This window comes from Serratia sp. CY55921, from assembly GCF_052167655.1.
In the GTDB taxonomy this organism is placed as follows: domain Bacteria; phylum Pseudomonadota; class Gammaproteobacteria; order Enterobacterales; family Enterobacteriaceae; genus Serratia; species Serratia ureilytica.
Genome location: NZ_JBJNMU010000001.1, coordinates 22,249 through 48,468, shown reverse-complemented (window position 1 = coordinate 48,468; position 26,220 = coordinate 22,249). Strand labels below are relative to the sequence as shown.

At 60.5% G+C, this 26,220-nt stretch carries 26 protein-coding genes; 10 read left to right on the top strand and 16 right to left on the bottom strand.

The window, feature by feature from the left end; genetic code table 11:
* A complete protein-coding gene (locus ACJ8M3_RS00240) occupies window positions 1-921 on the bottom strand; it encodes a LysR family transcriptional regulator (protein WP_089197299.1) in 921 nt (306 codons plus the stop codon).
* A gap of 96 nt (window positions 922-1,017) precedes the next feature.
* On the opposite strand from ACJ8M3_RS00240, the gene ACJ8M3_RS00235 reads away from it, so the two are divergent.
* The gene (locus ACJ8M3_RS00235) at window positions 1,018-2,016 is read left to right on the top strand and encodes a bile acid:sodium symporter family protein (protein WP_049198403.1); all 999 of its coding nucleotides are present in this window, start codon (window positions 1,018-1,020) and stop codon (window positions 2,014-2,016) included.
* Between the two features lie 26 nt (window positions 2,017-2,042).
* Here ACJ8M3_RS00235 and ACJ8M3_RS00230 read toward each other — a convergent pair whose 3' ends face one another.
* From ACJ8M3_RS00230 to zipA, 3 genes are all read right to left on the bottom strand, one after another.
* The gene (locus ACJ8M3_RS00230; RefSeq protein ID WP_004936441.1) at window positions 2,043-2,258 is read right to left on the bottom strand and encodes a DUF3820 family protein; all 216 of its coding nucleotides are present in this window, start codon (window positions 2,256-2,258) and stop codon (window positions 2,043-2,045) included.
* On the bottom strand, window positions 2,258-4,279 hold the full coding sequence (ligA, locus tag ACJ8M3_RS00225; RefSeq protein ID WP_089195039.1) for an NAD-dependent DNA ligase LigA: 2,022 nt from the start codon (window positions 4,277-4,279) through the stop codon (window positions 2,258-2,260). Before ligA ends, ACJ8M3_RS00230 begins: the two co-directional genes overlap by 1 nt.
* A 79-nt stretch (window positions 4,280-4,358) precedes the next feature.
* A complete protein-coding gene (gene zipA, locus ACJ8M3_RS00220; RefSeq protein ID WP_089195040.1) occupies window positions 4,359-5,384 on the bottom strand; it encodes a cell division protein ZipA in 1,026 nt (341 codons plus the stop codon).
* Between the two features lie 221 nt (window positions 5,385-5,605).
* Here zipA and cysZ point away from each other — a divergent pair, with 221 nt between their 5' ends.
* From cysZ to crr, 5 genes are all read left to right on the top strand, one after another.
* Window positions 5,606-6,364 carry a sulfate transporter CysZ gene (gene cysZ, locus ACJ8M3_RS00215; protein ID WP_142002760.1) on the top strand — a complete coding sequence of 253 codons (759 nt, stop codon included), beginning with the start codon at window positions 5,606-5,608 and terminating at the stop codon, window positions 6,362-6,364.
* 185 nt (window positions 6,365-6,549) lie between these two features.
* A complete protein-coding gene (cysK, locus tag ACJ8M3_RS00210) occupies window positions 6,550-7,518 on the top strand; it encodes a cysteine synthase A (RefSeq protein WP_016926786.1) in 969 nt (322 codons plus the stop codon).
* A 399-nt stretch (window positions 7,519-7,917) separates the two neighbouring features.
* A complete protein-coding gene (ptsH, locus tag ACJ8M3_RS00205; protein ID WP_004936458.1) occupies window positions 7,918-8,175 on the top strand; it encodes a phosphocarrier protein Hpr in 258 nt (85 codons plus the stop codon).
* Between the two features lie 46 nt (window positions 8,176-8,221).
* Window positions 8,222-9,949, top strand: coding sequence for a phosphoenolpyruvate-protein phosphotransferase PtsI (gene ptsI, locus ACJ8M3_RS00200; protein ID WP_004936461.1), 1,728 nt, complete (start codon window positions 8,222-8,224; stop codon window positions 9,947-9,949).
* Window positions 9,950-9,998: 49 nt separating this feature from the next.
* Window positions 9,999-10,508 carry a PTS glucose transporter subunit IIA gene (crr, locus tag ACJ8M3_RS00195; protein ID WP_004936467.1) on the top strand — a complete coding sequence of 170 codons (510 nt, stop codon included), beginning with the start codon at window positions 9,999-10,001 and terminating at the stop codon, window positions 10,506-10,508.
* Window positions 10,509-10,807: 299 nt separating this feature from the next.
* Here crr and ACJ8M3_RS00190 read toward each other — a convergent pair whose 3' ends face one another.
* The 10 genes from ACJ8M3_RS00190 to ACJ8M3_RS00145 all read right to left on the bottom strand — a co-directional run bounded on the left by ACJ8M3_RS00190 (window position 10,808) and on the right by ACJ8M3_RS00145 (window position 20,337).
* Complete coding sequence (locus tag ACJ8M3_RS00190; protein ID WP_069100650.1) at window positions 10,808-12,130, bottom strand: ATP-binding protein; 1,323 nt, start codon at window positions 12,128-12,130, stop codon at window positions 10,808-10,810.
* A 6-nt stretch (window positions 12,131-12,136) separates the two neighbouring features.
* A complete protein-coding gene (locus tag ACJ8M3_RS00185) occupies window positions 12,137-12,817 on the bottom strand; it encodes a response regulator transcription factor (protein ID WP_033652557.1) in 681 nt (226 codons plus the stop codon).
* A gap of 250 nt (window positions 12,818-13,067) precedes the next feature.
* The gene (gene cysM, locus ACJ8M3_RS00180) at window positions 13,068-13,949 is read right to left on the bottom strand and encodes a cysteine synthase CysM (protein WP_033644334.1); all 882 of its coding nucleotides are present in this window, start codon (window positions 13,947-13,949) and stop codon (window positions 13,068-13,070) included.
* Between the two features lie 80 nt (window positions 13,950-14,029).
* Window positions 14,030-15,118 carry a sulfate/thiosulfate ABC transporter ATP-binding protein CysA gene (gene cysA, locus ACJ8M3_RS00175; protein ID WP_442514592.1) on the bottom strand — a complete coding sequence of 363 codons (1,089 nt, stop codon included), beginning with the start codon at window positions 15,116-15,118 and terminating at the stop codon, window positions 14,030-14,032.
* Window positions 15,108-15,983 (bottom strand): sulfate/thiosulfate ABC transporter permease CysW, encoded by an 876-nt coding sequence (gene cysW, locus ACJ8M3_RS00170; protein ID WP_033643966.1) that lies wholly within the window; start codon window positions 15,981-15,983, stop codon window positions 15,108-15,110. Before cysW ends, cysA begins: the two co-directional genes overlap by 11 nt.
* On the bottom strand, window positions 15,983-16,822 hold the full coding sequence (gene cysT, locus ACJ8M3_RS00165; RefSeq protein ID WP_033652561.1) for a sulfate/thiosulfate ABC transporter permease CysT: 840 nt from the start codon (window positions 16,820-16,822) through the stop codon (window positions 15,983-15,985). Before cysT ends, cysW begins: the two co-directional genes overlap by 1 nt.
* Complete coding sequence (locus ACJ8M3_RS00160; RefSeq protein ID WP_033652562.1) at window positions 16,823-17,845, bottom strand: sulfate ABC transporter substrate-binding protein; 1,023 nt, start codon at window positions 17,843-17,845, stop codon at window positions 16,823-16,825.
* Window positions 17,846-18,045: 200 nt separating this feature from the next.
* A complete protein-coding gene (locus ACJ8M3_RS00155; RefSeq protein WP_038881282.1) occupies window positions 18,046-18,945 on the bottom strand; it encodes a Dyp-type peroxidase in 900 nt (299 codons plus the stop codon).
* Window positions 18,946-19,127: 182 nt separating this feature from the next.
* On the bottom strand, window positions 19,128-19,715 hold the full coding sequence (locus ACJ8M3_RS00150; protein WP_004936494.1) for an RpoE-regulated lipoprotein: 588 nt from the start codon (window positions 19,713-19,715) through the stop codon (window positions 19,128-19,130).
* A gap of 157 nt (window positions 19,716-19,872) precedes the next feature.
* A complete protein-coding gene (locus ACJ8M3_RS00145; RefSeq protein ID WP_342178945.1) occupies window positions 19,873-20,337 on the bottom strand; it encodes a DUF2919 domain-containing protein in 465 nt (154 codons plus the stop codon).
* Between the two features lie 174 nt (window positions 20,338-20,511).
* Between ACJ8M3_RS00145 and ACJ8M3_RS00140 the strand changes: the two genes are divergently transcribed.
* Entirely contained in the window at window positions 20,512-20,910 is a 399-nt protein-coding gene (locus tag ACJ8M3_RS00140; protein WP_016926776.1) for a YgiW/YdeI family stress tolerance OB fold protein, read from the top strand.
* A 42-nt stretch (window positions 20,911-20,952) separates the two neighbouring features.
* Here the strand turns inward: ACJ8M3_RS00140 and ACJ8M3_RS00135 are convergent, their stop codons facing one another.
* Window positions 20,953-21,378, bottom strand: coding sequence for a GNAT family acetyltransferase (locus ACJ8M3_RS00135; RefSeq protein ID WP_004936504.1), 426 nt, complete (start codon window positions 21,376-21,378; stop codon window positions 20,953-20,955).
* 204 nt (window positions 21,379-21,582) lie between these two features.
* Here ACJ8M3_RS00135 and amiA point away from each other — a divergent pair, with 204 nt between their 5' ends.
* The 3 genes from amiA (at window position 21,583) to ACJ8M3_RS00120 (ending at window position 23,905) form a co-directional block, all read left to right on the top strand.
* On the top strand, window positions 21,583-22,464 hold the full coding sequence (gene amiA, locus ACJ8M3_RS00130; protein ID WP_033652564.1) for an N-acetylmuramoyl-L-alanine amidase AmiA: 882 nt from the start codon (window positions 21,583-21,585) through the stop codon (window positions 22,462-22,464).
* A gap of 65 nt (window positions 22,465-22,529) precedes the next feature.
* Window positions 22,530-23,450, top strand: a complete 921-nt coding sequence (gene hemF, locus ACJ8M3_RS00125) for an oxygen-dependent coproporphyrinogen oxidase (RefSeq protein WP_196018609.1) — start codon at window positions 22,530-22,532, stop codon at window positions 23,448-23,450.
* Window positions 23,450-23,905: a YaiI/YqxD family protein gene (locus ACJ8M3_RS00120; protein ID WP_004936514.1), complete on the top strand. Its 456-nt coding sequence runs from the start codon at window positions 23,450-23,452 to the stop codon at window positions 23,903-23,905. Before hemF ends, ACJ8M3_RS00120 begins: the two co-directional genes overlap by 1 nt.
* A gap of 22 nt (window positions 23,906-23,927) precedes the next feature.
* Here the strand turns inward: ACJ8M3_RS00120 and ACJ8M3_RS00115 are convergent, their stop codons facing one another.
* Window positions 23,928-26,168, bottom strand: a complete 2,241-nt coding sequence (locus ACJ8M3_RS00115; protein ID WP_101453262.1) for a TonB-dependent receptor domain-containing protein — start codon at window positions 26,166-26,168, stop codon at window positions 23,928-23,930.
* Window positions 26,169-26,220: the final 52 nt, after the last annotated feature.

The following is a 26,220-nucleotide window of genomic DNA, read 5'->3' as shown; positions in this document are numbered from 1 at the left end:
TCAATATTCCGCGTTTTCCTGCCGGCGCTGGTGCAGCAGCGCCGCCTGCTGACGCGCCACCTGCCAGATGGCCTCCGCCGCCGGCGTCAGCGAGCGGTTCTTGCGCCGTACCAGCATCAGTGCGCGGTTAATTTCCGGCACCAGCCGCCGTACCCGAAGCCGCCCCCCTTCCGGCAACGGCAGCGCCAACGCCGGGAAAATGCTGATGCCGATCCCCGCCGCCACCATCGGGAACAGCGTCGCCGGATGGCCGATTTCCTGCACCACCTGCGCCTCGACGCCCTGCTGCCTCAGCGCGCTGTCGATCAGCGGCCGGCTGCCCGACGCATAATCCTGCAACACCAGGCGGCAGCCGTTTAACGCCGACCAACGCACCTCTTGCTGCTCAGCAAACGGGTGATCGTCGCGGCACAGCAGCAGAAACGGTTCGTGCAACACCGCTTCGCACTCCAGATCCACCGCCTGCACCGGATCGACCACGATGCCGAAATCCACCTCGGCGTTACGCACGCTGTGCAGCACCTGCTGCTGCGCCTGATCGCGCAGCATGATGCGGATCTCCGGGTATTCGCGTTCGCCGGCGGCGATGCACTGCGGCATCAGATGGGCGGAAATGGTCTGGCTCGTCGCCACCCGCACCGTGCCGCTGCGCTGTACGCCAAAGCTGCGCGCATCCAGCAAAGCGGCCTGCAGTTCGTCCAGCAGCCGCTCGACCCGGTTGGCCAGCCGCAGGCCGGCGTCGGTCAACACCACTTCACGCGTGGTGCGATCCAGCAGGCGCACGCCGACCTCCGCCTCCAGCTCTTTCACGCTGTGGCTGACCGCCGATTGCGTCAGGCCGATCGCCTCGCCGGCGCGGCTGAAGCTGCCGTGGCGGGCGATGGCGACGAACACCCGCAGCTGTTTGAGTGAGTAATTCATGTGTTTTATTCATAGATGAATTAAATAAATCAATTTAATTATTATATGCCCACGCGGGAGAATAGCCCCATCGATTTTCTACCCGAGCGCATCGCCATGAGATTCCTGCCCGATCGTTTTACCCTGACGCTGATCGCCACCGTGCTGCTGGCGTCGTTCCTGCCGGCTCGCGGCGAGTTCGTCGGCTGGCTCAACGCCCTGACCATCGCCGCCATCGCCCTGCTGTTTTTCATGCACGGCGCCAAGCTGTCGCGCGAGGCCATCCTGGCCGGCAGCAATAACTGGCGGCTGCATCTGTGGGTGATGTTCAGCACCTTCATCATTTTTCCGGCGCTGGGGATGCTGTTCGCCTGGTGGGCTCCGATCGACGTCAGCCCCGAGCTGTACGCCGGTTTCATCTACCTGTGCATCCTGCCCGCCACCGTGCAGTCGGCCATCGCCTTCACCTCGCTGGCGGGCGGCAACGTGGCGGCAGCGGTGTGCAGCGCGTCTGCATCCAGCCTGCTGGGAATCTTCGTGTCGCCGCTGTTGGTCGGCCTGCTGATGAACGTGCACGGCGATACCGGCAGCCTGCGGCAGGTGGGCTCGATCGTGCTGCAGCTGCTGGTGCCGTTCGTCGCCGGTCACCTGCTGCGGCCGCTGATCGGCGGCTGGATCGAGCGCCATCGCCCGCTGATCGGTAAAACCGACCAGACCTCGATTCTGCTGGTGGTGTACGCCGCCTTCAGCGAGGCGGTCACGCACGGCATCTGGCATCAGGTGGGGATCGGTTCGCTGGCGTTTATCGTCGGCGGCAGCATCGTGCTGCTGGCGATCGTGCTGGTGGTGAACACCTACATGGCACGCTGGCTGGGGTTCAGCAAGGCGGACGAGATCACCATCGTGTTCTGCGGTTCGAAGAAAAGCCTGGCGAACGGCATTCCGATGGCCAATATCCTGTTCCCGGCGGCGACGGTAGGGATCATGGTGCTGCCGCTGATGGTGTTCCATCAGGTGCAGCTAATGACCTGTGCGGTGCTGGCGAAAAGGTATCAGCGCAAGCAGCGGGCGCAACAGGCGGTGCCCAACGCCAACGCGCAGGCGTCGCGCGGGTAAAAAAAGACGGGCCAAGGCCCGTCAGTTCAGCTTTTCTTCAGCGGCTTGACCAGGTGGTCAAGCCCTTCGATTTTAATCGCCAGCGTCATCTCCATCAGCATGCCGAGCTTGCCTTTGGGGAACTCGCCCTTGCGGGCGAACCACAGCAGGTACTCTTCGGGCAGATCGATCAGCACCCGCCCCTGGTACTTGCCGAACGGCATCACGGTATTGGCGATTTCCAGCAGGTTTTCTTTTTCCATCAGTCACCCAGCAAGCGGATCATCTCCGCTTCGTCGATCACGGCGATACCCAGCTCCTGCGCCTTCGCCAGCTTGGAACCGGCCGCTTCGCCGGCGATCACCAGATCGGTTTTCTTCGACACACTGCCGCTGACCTTGGCGCCCAACGCCGTCAGGCGATCTTTGGCCTCGTCGCGCGACAGCTGGCTCAGCGAGCCGGTCAGCACCACGGTTTTACCGGCGAACGGGCTGTCTATCTCCTCCGCCACCACCATCACCGGCGCCGGCCAATGGATGCCAATCTCGGCGCCCACCAGCTCGTTGATCACCTGCTGATTGAGCGCTTCATCGAGGAAGTTGCGAGTGTGTTTGGCCACCACTTCGCCAACGTCCGGCACCTCTTTCAGCGCTTCGATATCGGCGGAAAACAACTTCTCGAGCGATCCGAAATGCGCCGCCAGGTTGGCGGCGGTCGCTTCGCCGACCTCGCGAATGCCGAGCGCATACAGGAAGCGAGCGAAGGTGGTCTGCTTGGATTTCTCCAGCGCGTTAACCAGATTCTGCGCCGATTTCGGCCCCATGCGATCCAGGCCGGTCAGAATGCCGGCGGACAGCCGGAACAGATCGGCCGGGTTCTTCACGTACTCCTTGTCCACCAGCTGCTCGATGATCTTGTCGCCCATGCCTTCAACGTCCAGCGCGCGGCGGGAAACGAAATGCTTCAACGCCTCTTTGCGCTGCGCGCCGCAGATAAGACCGCCGGTGCAACGCGCCACGGCCTCGCCTTCCACGCGCTCAACGTCGGAACCGCACACCGGGCAGTGCAGCGGGAACACCACTTCGCGCGCATCCTGCGGCCGACGGTCTTCCAGCACGCCCACCACCTGCGGGATCACGTCGCCGGCGCGGCGCACGATCACCGTATCGCCGATGCGCAGCCCCAACCGCTCAATTTCATCGGCGTTGTGCAAGGTGGCGTTGCTGACGGTCACCCCGGCCACCAGCACCGGCTCAAGGCGCGCCACCGGCGTAATCGCGCCGGTGCGGCCAACCTGAAACTCCACTTCGCGCACCACGGTGATCTGCTCCTGCGCCGGGAATTTGAACGCCGTCGCCCAGCGCGGCGCACGCGCCACGAAGCCCAGCGTTTCCTGCAGATCGATGTCGTCAATCTTGATCACCACGCCGTCGATATCGAAACCGAGCTGTGCGCGGTCCCGCTCGACCTGGCGATAGAACGCCAGCACTTCCTCGCTGCCGGTGCGGCGCTGGGCGCGATCGCTGACCGGCAGGCCCCAGGCCTTGAACTGCATCAGGCGTTCAAAGTGGCTGCGCGGCAGCTCGCCGCCTTCCAGCAGCCCGACGCCATAGCAGAAGAAGGTCAGCGGGCGTTTGGCGGTAATGCGCGGATCGAGCTGGCGCAGCGAACCGGCGGCGGCGTTGCGCGGATTGGCGAACACCTTGCCGTCTTTGCGCCGCGCCTCTTCGTTCATCTGTTCAAACCCGGCCTGCGGCATGAACACTTCGCCGCGCACTTCCAGCCGGCGCGGGATGTTGTCGCCGGTCAGGCGCAGCGGGATGGCGCGAATGGTGCGCACGTTGGAGGTGATGTTCTCGCCGGTGGTGCCGTCGCCGCGCGTCGCCGCACGCACCAGCTCGCCGTCTTCGTACAGCAGGCTGACCGCCAGGCCGTCCAGCTTCAGCTCGCAGCAGAAGGTCAGCGGATCGCTGCTCTTGAGCCTGTCCTGCACGCGCTTGTAAAACGCCAGGAAGCTCTCTTCGTCGAACACGTTGTCCAGCGACAGCATCGGCACTTCGTGACGCACCTGATCAAACGCCGCCAGCGGCGCCGCGCCCACGCGCTGGGTCGGCGAATCGGCGGTGATCAGCTCCGGATGCGCGCTCTCGAGCTCGCGCAGCTCGCGCATCAGGCGGTCATATTCCGCATCCGGCACTTCGGGCGCATCCAGCACATGATACTGGTATTCATGATGGCGCAATGTGGCTCGTAGTTGATTGATTTGTTGGATTATCGATTCCATAGCTCACCATCAAAGATAAAAAACCCCCGGCTAGCGGGGGCTTTGTTGTTACGGATGTTCAGTGCGCGCGGCAACCCGGTCAGGCGTTGTTTTCCAACACTTCACGGATACGCGCTTTGTAGGTTTCCAGCTTCTGCGGCGTCATCATGCGGCGCTCGTCGTCCAGCACCACACCGCCCACGTCGTCGGCGATGCGCTGCGCCGACTGCAGCATCAGCTTGAAGTTCTGATTGGCGTCGCCGTAAGACGGCACCATCATGAACATCGACACGCCCGGCGTGGAGAAATCGGACATCATGTCAGGATCGAACGACCCCGGCTTGACCATGTTCGCCAGGCTGAACAGCACCGGGCCACTGCCGGCCGGGCTGATATGGCGGTGGAAGATGCCCATCTCGCCAAACTGGAAGCCCGCCTGCAACACGCTCTGCAGCAGCACTTCGCCGCCGATCACGCCGCCCTGATGGGCCGCGACGTGCAGCACCAGCACGGTCTCTTTCAGTTTAGCCTGTACTGGCGCAGCGGCCGGCTGTTGCGGCTGCGGTGCAGGTTCCGACGCAGGCTTCACTTCCGGCGCTTGCTGCACCGGGGCGGGTTCGGCGTGGAATGCCGGTTCCGCCGCCAGCGGCGCCTCATGTTCATGCGGCAGATCGTCAACGCGCGGCTCGCGGCGCGCGGCCGGTTGCGGTTGCTGCGGCTCGGCCGGTTCTTCGTCCGGCGCGTAGTTGTTCAGCAGGATGTCATCGTACTCCGGCCGCTGAGACAGCGGAGGCGGCGTCTGATGAGCAGCCGGCTGAACGGCGCGGGGCGCAGGCGCAGCCGCCGGAGCGGGCTTCGGCGCGGCCACGGGTTCTTCGCGTGCGGCATCGAAATGGCCGAATGACGGCTCGTCTTGCGGGTGAGCGGCGCGTACGCGCACCTCACCGACGCCTTCTTCGAGATCGTCGATCGGAGTTTGTTCACGTTCCTTTTGGGAACGTTTGGCTGGGCGATCGCGGAAGAGCGCTGACCGTTCTTTGCGACTGGTCCACAGACCGTGCAATAACAGCGCTATTATGGCGATCGCGCCAACAACGATTAATATCAGACGCAAATCCTGCATCATTGCTATCTCTGTTGTTCCAATACATTGCCACCGCGGCAAACATTCACTCTTTAACTCTATTTGCCCGCGCACACAAGTGCAAGTCCGTGCTGAACTTTATGCCAATAAAGATGATTATACTGCCTTTTTCTGCTGGTTTTTCAGCCAACCCTACCCTAGCCAGTGGAAAATCATCCCTATATGATAATGATGCCTGTTCAGACAACGAGATAACTTAAGATATGTCCTATACGCAGCCCCCTTCCCGTTCCACCAGCGGCATTCATTATTTCGCCGAAGGCTGGCGCCTGATTTCGCGCCCGGGGATTAAACGCTATGTGGTCCTGCCGTTGCTGGTCAACGTGCTGCTGATGGGCTCCGCTTTCTGGTGGCTGTTCAGCCGCCTCGGCGACTGGATCCCGGCGATGATGAGCCACGTTCCCGATTGGCTGCAATGGTTGAGCTACCTACTGTGGCCGCTGGCGGTCATTTCGGTGCTGCTGGTGTTCAGCTATCTGTTCAGCACCCTCACCAACCTGATCGCCGCGCCGTTCTGCGGCCTGCTGGCCGAGCAGCTCGAAGGCAGCCTGACCGGTAAACCGCTGCCGGACACCGGCCTGCTCAGCATCGCCAAAGATCTGCCGCGCATCATGGCGCGCGAATGGCGCAAGCTGATGTATTACCTGCCGCGCGCGCTGCTGCTGCTGGCGTTGTACTTCGTGCCCGGCATCGGCCAGACGGTGGCGCCGGTGCTGTGGTTCCTGTTCAGCGCCTGGATGCTGGCGATCCAGTATTGCGACTACCCGTTCGACAACCACAAGGTGAGCTTTGCCGACATGCGCCGCGCCTTGCGCCAGCACAAAACCGACAACCTGCAGTTCGGCGCGCTGGTCAGCCTCTTCACCATGATCCCCATCCTCAACCTGGTGATCCTGCCGGTCGCCGTCTGCGGCGCCACCGCGATGTGGGTCGATCGTTATCGCTCGCAATTCGTCCGATAATCGCCGTTTTTTACCGCCGACAGCGCGGGAATTTTCGACAGGGCGCGCATTTCGCGCCCTTATCATTGTGCTTAAAACTTATTTCCTAATAACATATAGATATACCAATTCTTTACTTCCCTGCCGGTACTGTTAGCGTATGCTTTCGATGTTCCCCACATTTTCATAGAGTTAAAGGACGGGCTATGAGCAAGATATATGAAGACAACTCATTAACAATCGGCCATACGCCGCTGGTTCGTCTGAACCGTATCGGCAACGGACGCATTCTGGCCAAGGTTGAATCACGCAACCCGAGCTTCAGCGTCAAATGCCGCATCGGTGCCAATATGATTTGGGATGCGGAACAACGCGGCGTGCTGACCGCCGGCAAGGAACTGGTGGAGCCGACCAGCGGCAACACCGGCATCGCGCTGGCCTTCGTGGCCGCCGCGCGCGGCTACAAACTGACGCTGACCATGCCGGAAACCATGAGCATCGAGCGCCGCAAGCTGCTCAAGGCGCTGGGCGCCAATCTGGTGCTGACCGAAGGGGCGAAAGGCATGAAAGGCGCCATCGCCAAAGCGGAAGAGATCGTCGCCACCGATCCGAACCGCTACCTGATCCTGCAGCAGTTCAGCAACCCGGCCAATCCGGCCATCCATGAAAAAACCACCGGTCCGGAAATCTGGGAAGACACTGACGGGGAAGTCGACGTGTTCATCTCCGGCGTCGGCACCGGCGGCACGCTGACCGGCGTCAGCCGCTACATCAAGAACACCAAAGGCAAAGCCATCACCACCGTGGCGGTCGAGCCGACCGACTCGCCGGTCATCAGCCAGGCGCTGGCCGGTGAAGAGCTGAAGCCGGGCCCGCACAAAATTCAGGGCATCGGCGCCGGCTTCATTCCAGGCAACCTCGATCTGGACCTGGTGGATCGCGTCGAAAAAATCTCCAACGACGAAGCCATCAGCATGGCGCGCCGTCTGATGGACGAAGAAGGCATCCTGGCAGGCATCTCCTCCGGCGCAGCGGTCGCAGCGGCGGTGAAACTGGCCGAAGAACCGGCGTTCGCCGACAAGACCATTGTGGTCATCCTGCCCTCTTCCGGCGAACGTTATCTCAGCACCGCGCTGTTCGCCGATCTGTTCACCGAGCAGGAATTGCAGCAGTAATTCCGCCACTGCACAAATCGCTAAAAAAGCACCCTGTGGGGTGCTTTTTTGTGGACTGGATCAAACTTTATAGCAGTCCAAGATTGCTTTTGCCCGTCGCCTTTAGTATTTAACGGTGCATTATTTCGATGCGCAAAATTAATCACTCTCCGAGCCTGGTCGAGGCTGAATCGATTTACTCATCTGTCGCCGACGCGGCGAATCGGGCATAATGGGGAGCGGATTGGAACGACGTCTAAAGCCGAGTTTTTTGATCTGAAGTGCCTAACGCGTCGTTTTCTGTTGCATCAACGTTCGCCCCTGTCCATAGTCAGGCGCTATAACCAGACAAGCTAAAGTCAGGCCCCTGGGCTAAACTTTAGCTCCACAACATTAATCCAATAAGTTGGGGAAACATCAATGTTCCAGCAAGAAGTTACTATTACCGCTCCGAATGGTCTGCATACTCGCCCTGCCGCTCAGTTCGTAAAAGAAGCAAAAGGCTTCACGTCTGACATCACCGTAACCTCCAACGGCAAAAGCGCCAGCGCCAAAAGCCTGTTCAAACTGCAAACTCTGGGGCTGACTCAAGGGACCGTAGTGACCATCTCCGCTGAAGGTGAAGACGAGCAGAAAGCCGTTGAGCACTTGGTAAAACTGATGGCAGAGCTTGAGTAATCGGCCCGTCTTTTTAGTTAACACCAGTCAAGAGTAAGGTAGGGTTATGATTTCAGGCATTTTAGTATCACCGGGCATCGCTTTTGGTAAGGCTCTCTTGCTGAAAGAAGACGACATTGTCATCAACCGGAAGAAAATCTCTGCTGATCAAGTAGAGCAGGAAGTCTCGCGTTTTCTGGCCGGCCGCGCGAAAGCGTCCGAACAGCTGGAAGCGATCAAGACCAAAGCTGGCGAAACCTTCGGCGAAGAGAAGGAAGCTATCTTCGAAGGCCACATCATGTTGCTGGAAGACGAAGAGCTTGAGCAGGAAATCATAGCCCTAATCAAAGACGATCTGGCCTCCGCAGACGCCGCCGCCTACACCGTGATCGAAGGCCAGGCGAAAGCGTTGGAAGAGCTGGACGACGAATACCTGAAAGAACGCGCCGCCGACGTGCGCGACATCGGCAAACGCCTGCTGCAGAACATTCTGGGCATGCCTATCGTCGATCTGGGCTCCATTCAGGATGAAGTGATCCTGGTGGCCACCGATCTGACCCCGTCCGAGACCGCGCAGCTGAACCTGGACAAAGTGCTGGGCTTCATTACCGATCTCGGCGGCCGCACCTCCCACACCTCTATCATGGCGCGCTCCCTGGAGCTGCCGGCAATCGTCGGTACCAGCGACGTGACCAAGCAGGTGAAGAACGACGACTATCTGATTCTGGACGCGGTTAACAACCAGATTTACGTTAACCCGACCGCTGACGTTATCGATCAGCTGAAAGCCGCCCAGAACCAATACATCACTGAGAAAAACGATCTGGCCAAGCTGAAGGACCTGCCGGCGATTACGCTGGACGGCCATCAGGTTGAAGTCTGCGCCAACATCGGCACCGTGCGCGACGTCGCGGGTGCAGAGCGCAACGGCGCGGAAGGCGTCGGCCTGTATCGTACCGAATTCCTGTTCATGGACCGCGACTCGCTGCCAACCGAAGACGAGCAGTTCCAGGCTTATAAAGCCGTGGCGGAAGCCATGGGCTCGCAGGCCGTGATCGTCCGCACCATGGACATCGGCGGCGACAAAGACCTGCCGTACATGAACCTGCCGAAGGAAGAGAACCCGTTCCTCGGCTGGCGCGCCATCCGCATCGCGATGGACCGCCGTGAAATCCTGCACGCCCAGCTGCGCGCCATCCTGCGCGCCTCGGCGTTCGGCAAACTGCGCATCATGTTCCCGATGATCATCTCCGTGGAAGAAGTGCGCGATCTGAAAGGCGAAATCGAGACGCTGAAGGCGCAGCTGCGCGAAGAAGGCAAGGCGTTTGACGAGAGCATCGAAGTGGGCGTGATGGTGGAAACACCGGCTGCGGCGGTCATCGCTCACCACCTGGCGAAAGAAGTCGACTTCTTTAGTATTGGGACAAACGATCTAACCCAGTATACTCTGGCGGTAGATCGCGGCAACGAGCTGATTTCTCATCTCTATAACCCGATGTCCCCATCAGTGCTTGGCCTGATTAAACAGGTTATTGATGCATCTCACGCGGAAGGCAAGTGGACCGGCATGTGCGGCGAACTGGCTGGCGATGAGCGTGCTACACTGTTGTTATTGGGCATGGGGCTGGATGAGTTCAGCATGAGTGCGATTTCAATCCCGCGCATCAAGAAAATTATTCGCAACACGAATTTCGAAGATGTGAAGGCGTTGGCAGCGCAAGCCTTGGCACAGCCAACGGCACAAGACCTGATGAATTGCGTCAATAAATTCATCGAAGAAAAAACGCTCTGCTAAACTTCCACGACACTGGAACGCCGCCCAATTTAATGCTTAGGAGAAGATCATGGGTTTGTTCGATAAACTGAAATCTCTGGTTTCTGATGACAAGAAAGACACGGGCACTATCGAGATCGTCGCTCCCCTTTCTGGCGAAATCGTCAATATCGAAGATGTGCCGGACGTAGTGTTCGCTGAAAAAATCGTTGGCGACGGTATCGCCATCAAACCGGCCGGCAACAAAATGGTTGCTCCGGTTGACGGCACCATCGGTAAGATTTTCGAAACCAACCATGCATTCTCTATCGAATCCGACAGCGGCATTGAGCTGTTCGTCCACTTCGGCATCGATACCGTAGAACTGAAAGGCGAAGGCTTCAAACGCATCGCCGAAGAAGGTCAGCGCGTCAAGAAAGGTGACGTCGTTATCGAGTTCAACCTGCCACTGCTGGAAGAGAAAGCCAAGTCTACCCTGACGCCGGTCGTTATCTCCAACATGGACGAGATCAAAGAGCTGATTAAACTGTCCGGCAGCGTGACCGTTGGCGAAACCCCGATCATCCGCATCAAGAAGTAATCGCGAATGAGCAAGATAAACGGCGCCCTCGGCGCCGTTTTTTTTATCCCCTTCGTCTTTCGAACCGCAGCGTTGTTGGCCGCACGTGCTCACCCCGGTCACTTACCGGAGTAAGCTCCCGGGGATTCCCCCGCTTGCCGCCTAGCTGCAATTCGAAATCCTTTGGGTATGCCGCGGATAATAGACGTTATCGGCGCAGGCAGTTTGAACATGGACAGCGCGCAACCTTCGGAGCGTACACACAGTACGTGACGAAGGCGAGCACTGCCCTAGTTCAAAATGGCAAGTAAGATAGTCTATTATTGCCAGCGCGGGATACGCAGAGTGATGATAAGCCCCTCTTTGTCGCCATTGCGCGCCTCAACCTGGCCACCGTGCGCCAATACCACCTTGCGGGTAATCGCCAGCCCCAGGCCGTAGCCCTTGCCCGACTGCGCCGACTTCACGCGCACGAACGGATCGAAGATGCTCGACAGTTTCGACTCCTCCACGCCCGGCCCCTGATCGCTGACGGCGAGCTGGAACTGGTTGTCGATGCGCGACAGCGCTACCGTCACCCGCTGGCCCTGGCTGGAAAAGCGCAGCGCATTGCGCACGATGTTGTCCACCGCGCGCCGCATCAGCTCCGCATTGCCCTTGACGGTATACTCCACGTCCGACTCGGCCTGCAGCACGATCTCCACGCCGGGCACCTGCGCCTCGTAGCGCGCATCGCTCACCACCGCATCCACCAGGCCGTACAGATCGAAGTACTCCTCGTCCGGCAGGCTGCTGTGTTCGGTGCGCGACAGCGCCAGCAGCTCGCCGATCATTTTATCCAGCCGCCCCGACTCATGTTCGATGCGCTTGAGCGAGGTTTCGACGTTGCCGGCATTCTGCCGCGCCAGGCCGATCGCCAACTGCAGGCGAGCCAGCGGCGAACGCAGCTCGTGCGAGACATCGTGCAACAGCTGTTCGCGGGCGCTGACCAGCAGCTCCAAGCGTTCGGCCATGGTGTCGAAATCGCGCGCCACGTCGGACAGCTCGTCATGACGGCGCCGCATTTTCGGGAACAGCCGCACCGACAGATCGCCCTGCGCCACCCGATCCAGGCCGCCGCGCAGCTGACGCATCGGCCGGGTCAGGTTCCAGGCCAATACGGCGCTGAACAGCAAACCGCCCAGCCCGCCGACCCACAACATCGGCGCAGGAATGTTGAAGAAATGGGAACGCCGCTCCGGCCGATACTCTTCCCGCAGCCCGCGCACGTTATAACTCAGCCAGTATCCCTGCCCTTCCCCGGTCTGCACCCAGGCGGAAATCGCTTTCGGCATCCGCCGCCCTTCAAACAGCGGTTCTTCCGGCGCGGGCGGCGGCGGTTGGGTCATCGGCGTTACCGACAGCAGACGCCTGTCGTCCTCCGGCCAGTCGCGCATCAGCGCTTCCAGCGCCGGCATGCCGCCGCTGCGCAATTGGGTGGCGGCGGAGGTCAGCTGCAGGCCGATCGCCCGCCGCGCCATGGCGTTCTCCGGCGGCACATAGCGATCGCCATAAAGAGAAAACGCCACCCACAGGGCCTGCGTCATGATGAGAAAAGTCAGCCAAAAGCCGAGCAAAATTTTCCAGAACAGTCTTCCGCGCATGTCAGGTTACCGGATGCGATAGCCGATGCTGCGCACCGTTTCGATGCTCAGCGTATTGCCGGCCAACGCGCTCAGCTTCTGGCGGATATTGCTGATATGCACATCCACGCTGCGGTCATAGGCTTCACGCGGGCGCCCCAGCCCCTTCTCGGACAATTCGTCCTTCGACACCACGCGGTCCGGCGCGCGCAGCAACAGCTCCAACAGATTGAATTCCGAAGCGGTCAGATCGAACGCCTTGCCGCGCCATTCGCTGCTGCGGGTTGAAGGGTTTAACGTCAGCTCGCCAACGCTGATGGCGGCCTCGTCGTCCGCTTCTTGCGGCCGTTCTTCGAAACGGCGCAGCACCGCGCGCAAACGCGCCACCAATTCGCGCGGATAGCAGGGTTTGGGCATGTAATCGTCGGCACCCATCTCCAGACCAATCACCCGATCGATGTTGTCACCTTTGGCGGTCAGCATGATGATCGGCAGCCGGCTCTTTTTGCGCACGTCGCGCAGCACGTCGATGCCGCTCATATCCGGCAGCATGATGTCGAGGATCATCGCGGTATAGTCGCCCGACAGCGCGCCCTCTACCCCCGCCTTGCCGGTCAGCACCAGCGTGGCGTCGAAACCTTCGCCCGTCAGGTATTCGCTCAGCATGGTGCCAAGCTCCAGGTCATCGTCGACCAGTAAAATTTTCATGCCTTGCTCCTTCACCGATTTTCGTTATTTTCCCGCCAATTTCGCCGGTCCGCAGCCGGTTTTACTCAATCCTTACACATCGCTTTTGGCGTCTCGCCACCGTTATTGTGGCCGCTGCCGCGCGATTTCTCTACTTCAGTCATGGCATTGGCGCACGGGCAAGCGGCAGCCGCCGCAAGCGGGGCTGCCGTCTGTCGAAAGGAAAGGAGGAAAGGTTTTCCCGACGGAACACACCGCCGGGAGGGCCCGCTCAGCCGAACACGCCGGTTGAAAGGTAGCGATCGCCGCGGTCGCAGACGATCGCCACCACCACGCTGCCGGGGTGAGCCGCGGCGACGCGCAAGGCGCCGACCACCGCGCCACCGGAGCTGACGCCGCAGAAGATGCCTTCACGCTGCGCCAGCTGGCGCATGGTCTGCTCGGCATCGCCCTGTTCGATATCCAGCACCTGATCCACCAGCTCCGGGCGGAAAATACCCGGCAGGTAAGCGGGCGCCCAGCGGCGAATGCCGGGGATGCTGCTGCCCTCCGCCGGCTGCAGGCCGATGATCTGCACCTGCGGATTCTGGCTTTTCAGGTAACCGCCCACGCCGGTAATGGTGCCGGTGGTGCCCATGCTGGAAACGAAATGCGTGATGCGCCCTTCGGTTTGGCGCCAAATCTCCGGGCCGGTGGTAGTGAAATGGGCGTAGGGATTGTCCAGGTTGTTGAACTGATCCAGTACCTTGCCCTGCCCCTGACGCTGCATCTCCAGCGCCAGATCGCGCGCCCCTTCCATGCCCTGCTCACGGCTGACCAGGATCAGCTCGGCGCCGTAGGCGCGCATCGCCGCCTGCCGCTCTAGGCTCATGTTCTCCGGCATCAGCAGCTTCAGCGTATAGCCTTTCAATGCAGCGATCATCGCCAGCGCAATGCCGGTGTTGCCGCTGGTGGCCTCAATCAGCACGTCGCCGGGCCTGATCTCACCGCGCAGCTCCGCCTGCTGGATCATCGCCAACGCGGCGCGATCCTTCACCGATCCCGCCGGGTTGTTGCCTTCCAGTTTGACCCATACCTCGCTGCCCGCCTGGGCGGCCAGCCGTTGCAGTTTTACCAGCGGGGTATTCCCGATGCATTGTTCGAGCGTTGTCACGATCTTTGCCTGTGTGTTGGTGTGCGTAAAGTAAAAAGGCAACCCTGGGGTTGCCTTGAATAAAGGGCTGCTAAAACCTATCAGGCGCTTTTGGCTAACGCAACAGGTTGCAGCAGTTGATCGCCGGCATACAGCCGCGCATTGAGGCTGCCGACGTAATAACGGCCGCCGCGCACCGGCGTGGCGTTGCCTTCCGGCAGCACCACGCTGATCGGTTCCTGGTGCCAGCCGATCGGCTGCACCGTCAGCTGCCAGAAATGGCCGCGCGGACTGACTTCCAGCACCTGAACCGGTAGCGGGCAACGTTCGCTGCTTTCGGTCGCCACTTCCATTTCCCACGGGCGCAGGAACAGATCGACGCTGCCCTGGTGCATCGGCTGGAACGACAACGGCCACTGATGCGCGCCGACGAACAGCTGGGAGCCGCGAATTTCGCCGTTCAGGCGGTTCACTTCCCCCATGAATTCCAGCACAAAGCGGCTCGCCGGTTCGCGCATGATGTCGACCGGTGACCCGACCTGTTCGATATTGCCCTGGCTCATCACCACGATGCGGTCGGCCACTTCCATCGCCTCTTCCTGATCGTGGGTGACGAACACGCTGGTGAATTTCAGCTCTTCATGCAGCTGACGCAGCCAGCGGCGTAGCTCTTTGCGCACCTGCGCATCCAGCGCGCCGAACGGTTCATCCAGCAGCAGAATCTGCGGTTTCACCGCCAGGGCGCGCGCCAGCGCCACGCGCTGTTTCTGGCCGCCGGACAGCTGCGACGGATAGCGGGTAGCCAGGTGACCCAGCTGCACCATTTCCAGCAGCTGAGTGACTTTCTGTTTGATCGCCGCGGCGTTCGGGCGCTCGCGGCGCGGCAGCACGGTCAGGCCGAAGGCGATGTTATCGAACACCGTCATGTGGCGGAACAGCGCATAGTGCTGAAATACGAAGCCCACGCGCCTGTCGCGCGCGTGCATGTGGCTGACGTCGGTGCCGTGGAAGCCCAGCTTGCCGCCGCTCTGGCTTTCCAGCCCGGCGATGATGCGCAGCAGCGTGGTCTTGCCGGAACCGGATGGCCCAAGCAGCGCCACCATCTCGCCGGAAGCAATATCGAGCGAGATATCGTTCAATACCTTGGTGCGACCGAAGGACTTGTTGATGCCGTTAATCTCAATGCTCATGATTTTCCTCCCGCTCGAGACGCGCGTTTTGACGTTCCAGACGCCACTGCAGCGCGCTCTTCAAAAATAGGGTAACGATCGCCATCAGGGTCAACAGGGCCGCGGCGGTAAAGGCCCCGACGGTGTTGTAATCCTGCTGCAACAGCTCGACCTGCAGCGGCAGGCTGTAGGTTTCGCCGCGAATCGAACCGGACACCACCGACACCGCGCCGAACTCGCCGATGGCGCGCGCGTTGGTCAGCACCACGCCGTACAGCAGCGCCCAGCGAATGTTGGGCAGCGTCACGCGGCGGAACATTTGCCAGCCGGACGCTCCCAGCAGAATGGCGGCCTCATCTTCCTGGCTGCCCTGGCTGAGCATCATCGGCACCAGTTCGCGCACCACGAAGGGACAGGTGACGAAAATGGTCACCAGCACCATGCCCGGCCAGGAGAACATCACCTGAATGTTATGCGCATCCAGCCAGCCGCCCAGCAGGCCGTTGCTGCCGTAAAACAGCAGATAAATCAGCCCCGCCACCACCGGTGAAACGGCGAACGGGATATCGATCAGCGTCAGCAGCAGCTGGCGGCCGGGGAAGGTAAAACGCGTCACCAGCCACGCCAGCAACGTGCCGAACACCAGGTTGAACGGCACGGTGATCAGCGCGATCAGGACCGTCAGCCAAATGGCGTGCAGCATGTCCGGATCGAGCAAATTGCTCCACATCGCGCCGAATCCTTTTGAGAAGGCCTCGGCGAAAATCGATATCATCGGCACCACCAGCAGCAGCGCCGAAAACAGCGTGCCGATGGCGATCAGCGTCCACTTGCCCCAGTTAACGCGCGGGCGCTCGGCGCCGTTGAAGGCGGAAATATCAGCCATCAGTGCCCTCCTCCCAAACGTCTGCCGAAGCGGCTTTGCAATACGTTAATGCTGAACAACAGCAGCAGCGATGCCGCCAGGATCACCGAGGCGATGGCGCTGGCCGCCGGGTAATCGAACTCCTGCAAACGCACAAAAATCATCAGCGAGGTCACTTCCGTCTTCCAGGCGATGTTGCCGGCGATGAAAATCACCGCCCCGAACTCGCCCAGACTACGGGTAAAGGAAATGGCGGTGCCGGCCAGCAGCGCCGGCGCCACTTCAGGCAGCACGACGCGGCGAAAACTCTGCCAGCGCGTGGCGCCCAGCGTCTCGGCCGCCTCTTCGTACTCCGGCCCTAACTCTTCCAGCACCGGCTGCACGGTACGCACCACAAACGGCAGACTGGTGAACGCCATCGCCACCGCGATCCCAAGCCAGGTGAAGGTGACTTTGATGTCGAAGTGCGCCAGCCACTGCCCGTACCAGCCCGTGGTGGAAAACAGACCGGCCAGCGTCAGGCCGGCTACCGCCGTCGGCAGCGCGAACGGCAGGTCGATCAGTCCATCCAGCAGCGAACGGCCGGGAAAGCGGTAGCGCGTCAGGATCCAGGCCATCAGCATGCCGAACACCGCATTGAACAGGCTGGCGACAGCGGCCGCCAGCAGCGTCACTTTATACGCCGCCACCACCTGCGGGTTGGAAATCACTTCCCAATATTGCGCCAGGCTCATCTGCGCCAGCTGCATCACCAGCGCACTGAGCGGCAGCAGCAGGATCAAACAGGTATAAAACAGGCTGCTGCCGAGGCTGAGGCCAAATCCGGGCAGCACCCGCTTACTGGACGACAACGCCAACATTTACTTGCGCCCTGCCGCTAACAGCTGATCCAGCTCGCCGCCGGTGGCGAAGTGGGTTTTCATCACCTGCGGCCAGCCGCCGAATTGATCTTCCACGCGGAACAGTTGGGTGTCCGGGAATTGCCCCTTGGCCGCCGCCATCGCTTTCTGGTCATACACGCGGTAGTAGAAACTGGTGATCACCTGCTGCGCCGCCGGGCTGTAGAGATAGTTCAGATAGGCTTTGGCCGCCTGTTCGGTGCCGTTGCGCGCGACGTTTTTGTCGACCCAGGCCACCGGGAACTCCGCCAGAATATCGACCGGCGGCACGATCACTTCGTACTTGTCTTCACCGTATTGCTTGCGGATGTTGTTCACTTCGGACTCGAAGCTGATCAGCACGTCGCCCAAACCGCGCTCGACGAAGGTGGTGGTCGCGCCGCGGCCGCCGGTATCGAACACCAACACGTTTTTCAGGAAACGGGTCATGAAGGCGCGGGTCTTGGCCGCATCGTTGCCGTCGGCCTGGCTGGCGGCGCCCCAGGCGGCCAGATAGGTGTAACGGCCGTTGCCGGAGGTTTTCGGGTTCGGGAACACCAGTTTCACGTCGTCACGCACCAGATCGTTCCAGGTGTGGATGCCCTTCGGGTTGTCCTTGCGCACCAGAAACGCCATGGTGGAATAGAACGGCGAGCTGTTGTTCGGCAGACGCGACTGCCAGTCCGCCGGGATCAGCTGCCCGCGATCGTGCAGGATCTGCACGTCGGTCACCTGGTTGTACGTCACCACGTCGGCGCGCAGGCCCTGCAGGATCGCCAGCGCCTGCTTGGAGGAACCGGCGTGCGATTGTTTGATGGTCAGCTTGTCGTTCGGATGCTGTTGATTCCACTGCTGTTCAAAGCCGGGATTCAGCGCGACGAACAATTCACGGGAAACGTCATAAGAGCTGTTCAGCAATTCCGCCGCCGACGCGGCGCCGCTCGCCAACAGCGCAGCCGCCAGCCAACCTTTCAGCACGAGATTTTTAACCCGGTTTTGTTTCATTCTGCACCTTATCACTGAGTCATTCCTTCAGGCTTTCGCCTTATTGACGACCAGTGTATTTATAACTCGGTGCGGAGCTGTAACGCTTTTATATACCGTTTAGTGATTTACAAGCATCAAACGCTATAAGGCAGGGAATGCGAGGCGTTTTAGGGCGGGAAAACAGACCGAAGCCGGACGCGCCGGCTTCGGCAACGGCGTCAAAGTGACAGCAGGCGCGTCAGCGATGGCGCAAAGTAGTAGCTGCCGGTAACCGCACGGCTGAAACGCAGCATCGCGTCGCGTTTGCCGTCCAGATCGCCGAACATGCTCAGCAGCTGCTGCTCGATATTGTGCAGGCGTGCGCAATAGGCGATGAAGAACAGGCCATGCTTGCCGCTGGCGGTGCCATAAGGCAGGCTCTGGCGCAGAATTTTCAGGCCCTTGCCGTTCTCTTTCAGATCGACGCGGCTAACGTGCGAGGTATCCGGGCGCTGATCGGCCGGCAGCTCTTCGCTGTCGCGCTTGGTGCGACCGATGATCTGCTCCTGCTGTTCGGTGGTAAAACGCTGCCACTGGCGCAGGTTGTGCTCGTAGCGCTGCACCAGCACGTAGCTGCCGCCTGCGTCCTCTTCGCCTTCGGCAATCGTCGCCACTGCAGGGCGCTGCTCGCCCTGCGGGTTTTCGGTACCGTCGATGAAACCGCTCAGATCGCGCTCTTCCACCCAGCGGAAACCGTGGGTTTCTTCTTCAATCTTGATGGCGTTGCCGAACGCCGCCAGTGCCGCCTGCGCCAGCGTGAAGTTGACGTCGTGACGCAGCGACTGAATGTGGATCAGCATATCGCGCTGGGTGGCCGGTGCCAGCCCTTTGCCGAGCGGCGTGAACGGCTTCAGCTCTTTCGCGCCCTGGCCGTTGGAAAGATCGTGCCAAACGTCATAGCCGAAGGCGATCACCGCGCCGAGGCGCGCATCGGGAAACTGCTGCTGCAGCTCGCTCAGCGTCTGACAAAACTGTTTGCAGCCCTGGCGCAAGTCGGCGAATTCGCCCTGTACGGTGGCTTCCATAAAAATGGCGAAACGGCAGTGCTCCAGCAGAATGCCGCTCTGAACCTGTGTCATGTTGTTATCCTCAATACCAGAATCCGGCAACAGGTAAGGTATGGCGGTTGACGCGCGGGTTCCCTGTTACAAACGCGCGCTATCATACCGCAAGCAAGGGCGATTGCCTTGCAGCAGCGCAAAGAAAATAGGGGTAATGATTTGGACAAGCGGGCGCCGGGAACCGGCGCCCGTTGAACGCGTTACTGCTGCGGCTTGGCGTGCCAAATGATTTTGCTGACCGTCCAGCTTTTCAGGGTGTCGTCCGGCGGGATGATATCCTGCGCTCCGGCCCACTTGCCGCTGAAGATGTAGGTGACGTATTTGCTCTGCTCCGCCACGCACTCCACTTTACCGGCGTCTTCGCCGCTGCCCGGCTTACAGGAGCCAAACGCCTTGCTGTACATGTCGCCGAACGGCGTGCCGAGCTTGTTGCCCCACTCCGTCGCCACTTTCGGATCCAGCACGTCCACCCGCTGCAGGCGCCCTTTCGGTTCGCCGGTGATCACCAGCTTCACTTCGTCGCCGGACAGCGCCTGATAATAAGAGACGATCTGGCCGTTGTTGGTCGCCATGCCGCCGCGCAGGCGGTAGTTGCCGTCCAGCCCGTCGTTGATGGCACTTTCCGACATCGGCGTGCCGGCGTTGAGCTTGCCGACGCCCTTGGCGCCGACTTCCAGGCTGCTGCCGAACCAGTTGAATGGCGACAGGCTGGACCAGGAGAAATTAGACATGCTCGAACAGCCGGTCAGTAACAGCGGAAGCCCTAACAACAGGGGGCGAATATTCATCTCTAGCTCCTTAGACATCAATGGCACGGGGCGGGTCACCCGCTCCTGCCGCATTCGGCGTTTTGCTGCGTGCCAGCCTCTCACAACGGCCCGCACTACGCCAACGGTTGCCAGCTTGGAGTGCGGAAAATGCGAAAAGTGCCGCACTTCTCGGCAATTAGTCGGCGCGCTCCGCCAGCGCGAAACAGGCTTTCAGACGCGTGTTCAGCAGCAGATAGCTCAGCGCCAGCGCGTCGAGCAGCGCCAACGTCAGCTCCAGCCCCGGCGCATCGCCGTCCTGGCGCCACAGGCTGAACAGCGAGCCGCCGAACGACGCCAGCAGCGAGACAGCCAGCCCCCAGCGCCAACCGCGCCACAGCCGCGGCCATTGGTGGCGACGGCCGCTCAGCAAAAACGCCAGCGCCGCCGGCAGACCGAGCAGCATGCCGTACCAAAAGCGTTGGGTATCCGGATAAAACAACGCCAACAAGCTTTCGCCCTGCTCGCGCGAAGCGCCGGCCATCACGAACAACAGCCAGGTGCGCGCCTGCAAAATCAGCACGGCCCAAAATCCCAGCGGCAGCCGCAGCGCGCCGTGCTGATCGTAATCGTCCGGGGAAAACCGGGGTGAGAATGGCTTCAACGCTCGTTCCTTGCCAACAGAATAAAGACTATGGCTACAGATGGGCGCCGGCGATGGGAATTTCAATGCGTCGGCTTAAGAAGCTCTTAAGATCGGTGTGTTTTAATCCTTATCACTTAGCAAGCACCCGATATCAGCGGGATGTGATTTTCGATAACGATAAGGAAGCGCAACATGAAAAAACTGACTCTGGCCGCTCTGATCGCGCTGTGCAGCGCACCGGTACTGGCGCAACAAGGCGGGTTCCTCGATCCGGCCGCGCCGCAGGCTCAAACGCAAACCACCGCACAAGGTGGTTTCTCCGGCCCCAGCGCGGCGCTGACCACCGTGGACAAGGTGAAATCGCTGAGCGACGACACCTGGGTGATGCTGCAAGGCAACATCGAGCAGCGCATCGGCGACGATACCTACACCTTCCGCGACGCCACCGGCACGCTGACGGTCGAGATCGATCGCAAACGCTGGAACGGCCAAACCGTCACGCCGAAAGACAAGGTGCAGCTGGAAGGCAAAGTGGATAAAGACTGGAGCAGCGTCGAAGTGGACGTGAAAACCGTCAAAAAGCTGCCGTAATGCGTTGCGGCGGGCGGGGCAACGCCGCCGCCCGCCGCTCGATCAATATTCCTGATCTTCGATCAGCCGCTTGCCCAGGCTGGTGATGCCCTGGATCTCGTAGCCGAGCTTCTCGTACATCTCGACCACCGTGTCGTTGTCTTCGCGCACCATAATCTGGATCTTCGGGCAGCCGCGAGCGATCAGCTTCTTCTCCAGACGGTTGATCAACGCATTGGCGATGCCGCGCCCACGATAGTCGGGATGCACCCCGAGGTAATACGCCGAGCCGCGGTGGCCGTCATAGCCGCCCATCACCGAACCGACCACTTCGCCGCCGACTTCCGCCACCAGGAACAGCTCAGGATCGTGGTTCAGCTTGCGCTCGATGTCCATTTCCGGATCGTTCCAGGGCCGCAGCAGATCACAGCGCTCCCACAGGGTAATGACTTCTTCAAAGTCGTCTTGTCGAAATACGCGAATTTCCATCGATGTTGGCCGCTGTTAATTAAGGGGTTTATCTGATTATCGCGTGATTATTCACTTACGCAATATCAAACTGCGATTTACCGCGCTATTTGCCCCGAAATCGCCGGTAACAGGCGTAATAAATGGAAATAGTTATCGGGTCGATTAATGATTATCAATACGATATAACGTCGCGAAATAGAATCGTCGATGGAGCGTTGCGTAATGAAAAAGCAGGGTAAACAATTCCTCAATTTTAAGCCGCTTGCCGTTTCCCCGACGCGACGCCAACTGTTGCTTTCCGGCCTGGCAGTAGCACTGTTCGGCGTGAAAAACCCAAGCGCCAAGGCGGAAGGCATGCTGCGCAATCAGCACAGCAAACCGGCGGCGAAACCGGCCGGCGGCAAAAAGCGGGTGATGATCGATCCCGGCCACGGCGGCATCGACTCCGGCGCGGTCGGCCACGAAGGTTCGCAGGAAAAACACATCGTGCTGGAAATCGCCAACCACGTGCGCCGTTTCCTGCATGAGCACGATCACATCGAGGCGCGCCTGACGCGCGAAGAAGACGAATTCATTCCGCTGTTCCAGCGGGTGGAGATCGCCCACCAGCACCAGGCCGATCTGTTCATTTCCATTCACGCCGACGGTTTTACCAGCCCGTCGGCCTCCGGCGCTTCGGTATTCGCCCTCTCCAACCGCGGCGCCAGCAGCGCCATGGCGCGCTACCTGTCCAACCGTGAAAACGCCGCCGACGACGTAGCGGGCGGCAAATACAAGGATCAGGACAACTACCTGCAGCAGGTGCTGTTCGATCTGGTGCAAACCGACACCATCAACAACAGCCTGACGCTCGGCCGCCACGTGCTCGGCCAAATTCGTCCGGTACACCATCTGCACAGCGACAGCACCGAACAGGCGGCGTTCGCGGTGTTGAAATCCCCGTCCATCCCCTCGGTGCTGGTGGAAACCTCGTTCATCACCAACCCGAACGAAGAACGGCTGCTGGGCACCACCGCGTTTCGCGAGAAAATCGCCCGCGCCATCGCGGACGGCATCGTCAACTTCTTCGACTACTTCGACGCACACCAACGCAAACCCCGCTGATGCCGCGGGCGGCGAATAAGAGTATACTCAGCGCCTTGTTCAGCCAGACGCTATAAAGACCCCGCATGAGTTTACCTAACATCGCTGAAGTAAAATCCTTCCTGCTGGCGCTGCAGGATCATATCTGCGCGCAGCTCGCCCAGGCCGATGGCGGCGCCGTGTTCACCGAAGACCAATGGACGCGTGAAGAAGGCGGCGGTGGCCGCAGCCGCGTGCTGACCAACGGCGCGGTGTTCGAACAGGCGGGGGTCAACTTCTCGCACGTCTCCGGCGCCACCCTGCCGGCCTCGGCGACCGCGCACCGTCCGGAACTGGCCGGGCGCAGCTTCCAGGCGATGGGCGTCTCCCTGGTTATCCATCCGCTCAGCCCCTACGTGCCCACCAGCCACGCCAACGTACGCTTTTTCATCGCTGAAAAGCCGGGCGAAGCGCCGGTGTGGTGGTTCGGCGGCGGTTTTGACCTGACGCCGTTCTACGGTTTCGCAGAGGATGCCGTGCACTGGCACCGCACCGCGGCCGAGCTGTGCGCGCCGTTCGGCGACGAGGTCTACCCCAAATATAAGCAATGGTGCGACGATTACTTCTTCATCAAGCATCGCAACGAAGCACGCGGCATCGGCGGCCTGTTCTACGACGATCTGAACACCCCGGACTTCGACCACTGCTTCGCTTTCACCCGCGCGGTGGGCCAGGGCTTCCTCGACGCCTATCTGCCGATCGTCGAAAAACGCAAGGCCTTGAGCTGGGGCGAGCGCGAGCGCCAGTTCCAGCTGTACCGTCGCGGCCGCTACGTGGAATTCAATCTGGTGTGGGATCGCGGCACGCTGTTCGGGCTACAAACCGGCGGGCGCACCGAGTCCATCCTGATGTCGATGCCGCCGTTGGTGCGTTGGGAATATAACTACCAGCCGGACGCCGACAGCCCGGAAGCGGCGCTGGCGCGCGATTTCCTGCCGGTGCGCGACTGGCTGCGGGAGACGAAATGATGCAGATTTGGGTCGATGCGGACGCCTGTCCGAACGTGATCAAGGAAGTGCTGTTCCGCGCCGCCGATCGCACCGCCATCACCGTGACGCTGGTGGCGAACCAACCGCTGCGCACGCCGCCGTCGAAATACATCCGTTCGCTGCAGGTGGCGGCCGGCTTCGACGTGGCCGACAACGAGATCGTGCGCCGCTGCGAAGCGGGCGATCTGGTGATCACCGCCGACATTCCGCTGGCGGCGGAGGTCATAGAGAAAGGCGCGGTGGCGCTGAACCCGCGCGGTGAACGCTATACGCCGGACACCATTCGCGAACGCCTCAACATGCGCGATTTTATGGATACCCTGCGCGCCAGCGGCATTCAGACCGGCGGCCCGAACGCCCTGAACCAGCGCGACCGCCAGCAGTTCGCCAACGAGCTGGACAAATGGCTGCTGCAGGCGAAACGGGCGCAGTGACTGCGCCCTGCTCTGCTGCAGTTTAGAAGCGCACCTCCCCGCCGAAGATATAAGTCCGCCCACGGGCGGTGTTGGTCGGCGTCTCATACTGCGACTGCGACGGCAGCGAGTTCATCTTGTTCAGCGCGTCCGAATAGTCTCTGTCCATCAGGTTTTGCACGCTGAGCTTCAGCAGCAGATTGCGATTCACCTGATAGGTGCCGTACAGATCGATAATGGTCGGAATATGCGGCGCCGGCTCCTTCAGCAACTGCTCATTCTCATCGTAATCAGAGTCCGGCGACAGACGCACCGACTTGCCGGTGTATTTCACCACCCCGCCCAGCGTCAGTTTCTCGTCCAGCAGGCGCACCCCGCTGTCCAGCGTGAAGTAGAACTCCGGCAGCTCGCTGATATCGCCCGCGCCGAATACGTTGCTGGCCTGGTTGGTCGGCTGGGAGGTATGCTCCTTGCTTAACGACAGCTTGGTGAAGGCGAAACCGGCGTCGTACAGCGCTTCAAGCTCCACCCCGCGCATTTTGACCGGTTCGGGGGCATTGCTATACATGGTCATGCTGACGTTGACGTCCGCGTCATCCCACTCTTCCTGCGTCGCCTGCGAACGGTTGCACTTCTGGCGATTTTTACACACCAGGTAGGATTGGCTGGAAATGTAGTTTTTGATCCTGGTTTCAAAATAGACCGCTTTCAGTTGGAAGCTGTCCTGCTTGAACAACAGATCGTGAGCATTGGCGTTGAACCCGCCCTGCCAGGTCTCCGCTTTTTCGCCCTTGAGGAACGGGTTCATCGACTGGCCGCCGCTGTTGGCGAAGAACACCTCCTGGATATTCGGCCCGCGCATCGACTTGCTGTAGCTGACGAACGGCTGCAGCCACGGCGTCACCTGCGCCGACAGCATGACCGACGGGTTGAAGCCGTGTTCGTTACGGCTAATAGTGCCAGCGCCCTGCGGGAAGCACTCTACTCGCTCGTCACAGGCCGGCTTATAGCCGGAGAGGCGATAGGCGGTGTAGTTCAGATCGAAATTCCCCTGCCAGATGCCGTAGTTGGCCTGCAACCCGCTGTACAGGCTGGAGATATCCTGCTTGCCCGACATTCCCACCGGCATGCTTTCCGCCTGATTGTCATCCGTCACCAAGCCAGAGGCCTTTTTCTTATACTCGTTGCGCACCAGCTTGCCGCCGTAGCTGAAAGCGAAATCGACGTCCTGCAGGCTGAAACGGCTGGTGTTGTTGATATCCAGCGCATCGGAAATGTTTTTCGCCGTGCTGTCGCTGAACCCCGCCATGTTGTTGGACATGAACTTCTGCTCACCGCGGCTGGTGCTGGCGGTCAATTTGAAATCGATCAGTTCCGAGAACGGCGCGTAGTGGTATTTGAGGTAAAAATCGTCGCTGTCGATGTGGCGGCGGGTGATTTTATTCTGGTAGCTGCGCGCCGACAGTTCGATGCTGTTGAAGGCATCCGGCTTGATGTCCACTTTGAACAGCTGGGATTTCGGGTTCTGGCGGTAGGTTTTATCGACGTTGAACATCTCGCTGTCGAAACCGGCGCCGTTTTTGTAGTTAGAGGTGATGGAGCTGCCGCTGATCGCCGCCATCGCCCCCAGGCTGCCGCCGTCGGCAAAGGCGGCAGTTTTGGCGCCCACGGCGATCATGCCGCTGCGGCCGATGCCGTTATTGCCCACCGAGAACTTGGTGCGTACGCCGAACGGGTTATCGGAAAACACCACGTCATCCACGCCGATGGTGCGGAAATTGGCGCTGCCCGCCAAGGCATTCACCCCGTCGGAACCGGTGGCGTTGCCGCGCGCCACGTCGACGCCGACGATAAAGTTAGGATCGATCAGCGCCCCGAACTGGCTGGTGGGCAATCCCCCGTGCGCTGCGTCGCTCGGCGAGTTGCCGTAGTAGTTTTGCGTGATGCCGTCGACCATGGTGTTGACCCGGCCAAAGCCGCTCAGGCCACGGATATTGACGCTGACCGATCCCTGGCCGGGATCGATCTGGGTATAGGTGCCCGGCATGCTGCGCAGAATGCTGTCCACCGACTCCAGATTCTTGTTTTCATCGCGCGAACTGAACGCGCCTGGCCTCGCCAACGCGTCTTTTTCGCTGCTCTTGCCGCTGTCGGCCGCCGAGACGTTGAGCGGGCTGAACGCCACGCTGCCTTTATTATTTTCCGCCTGTTCCTGCGCGGCCGCAGCCTGCCCGTACAGCGCCAGTCCCGCGCCGATCAGGCTCGCTATCATTTTGATTTTCATATATCCCCAGAAATAGCCAATAAGGTTTGATGGCCGACAATGCCCAGCAAAA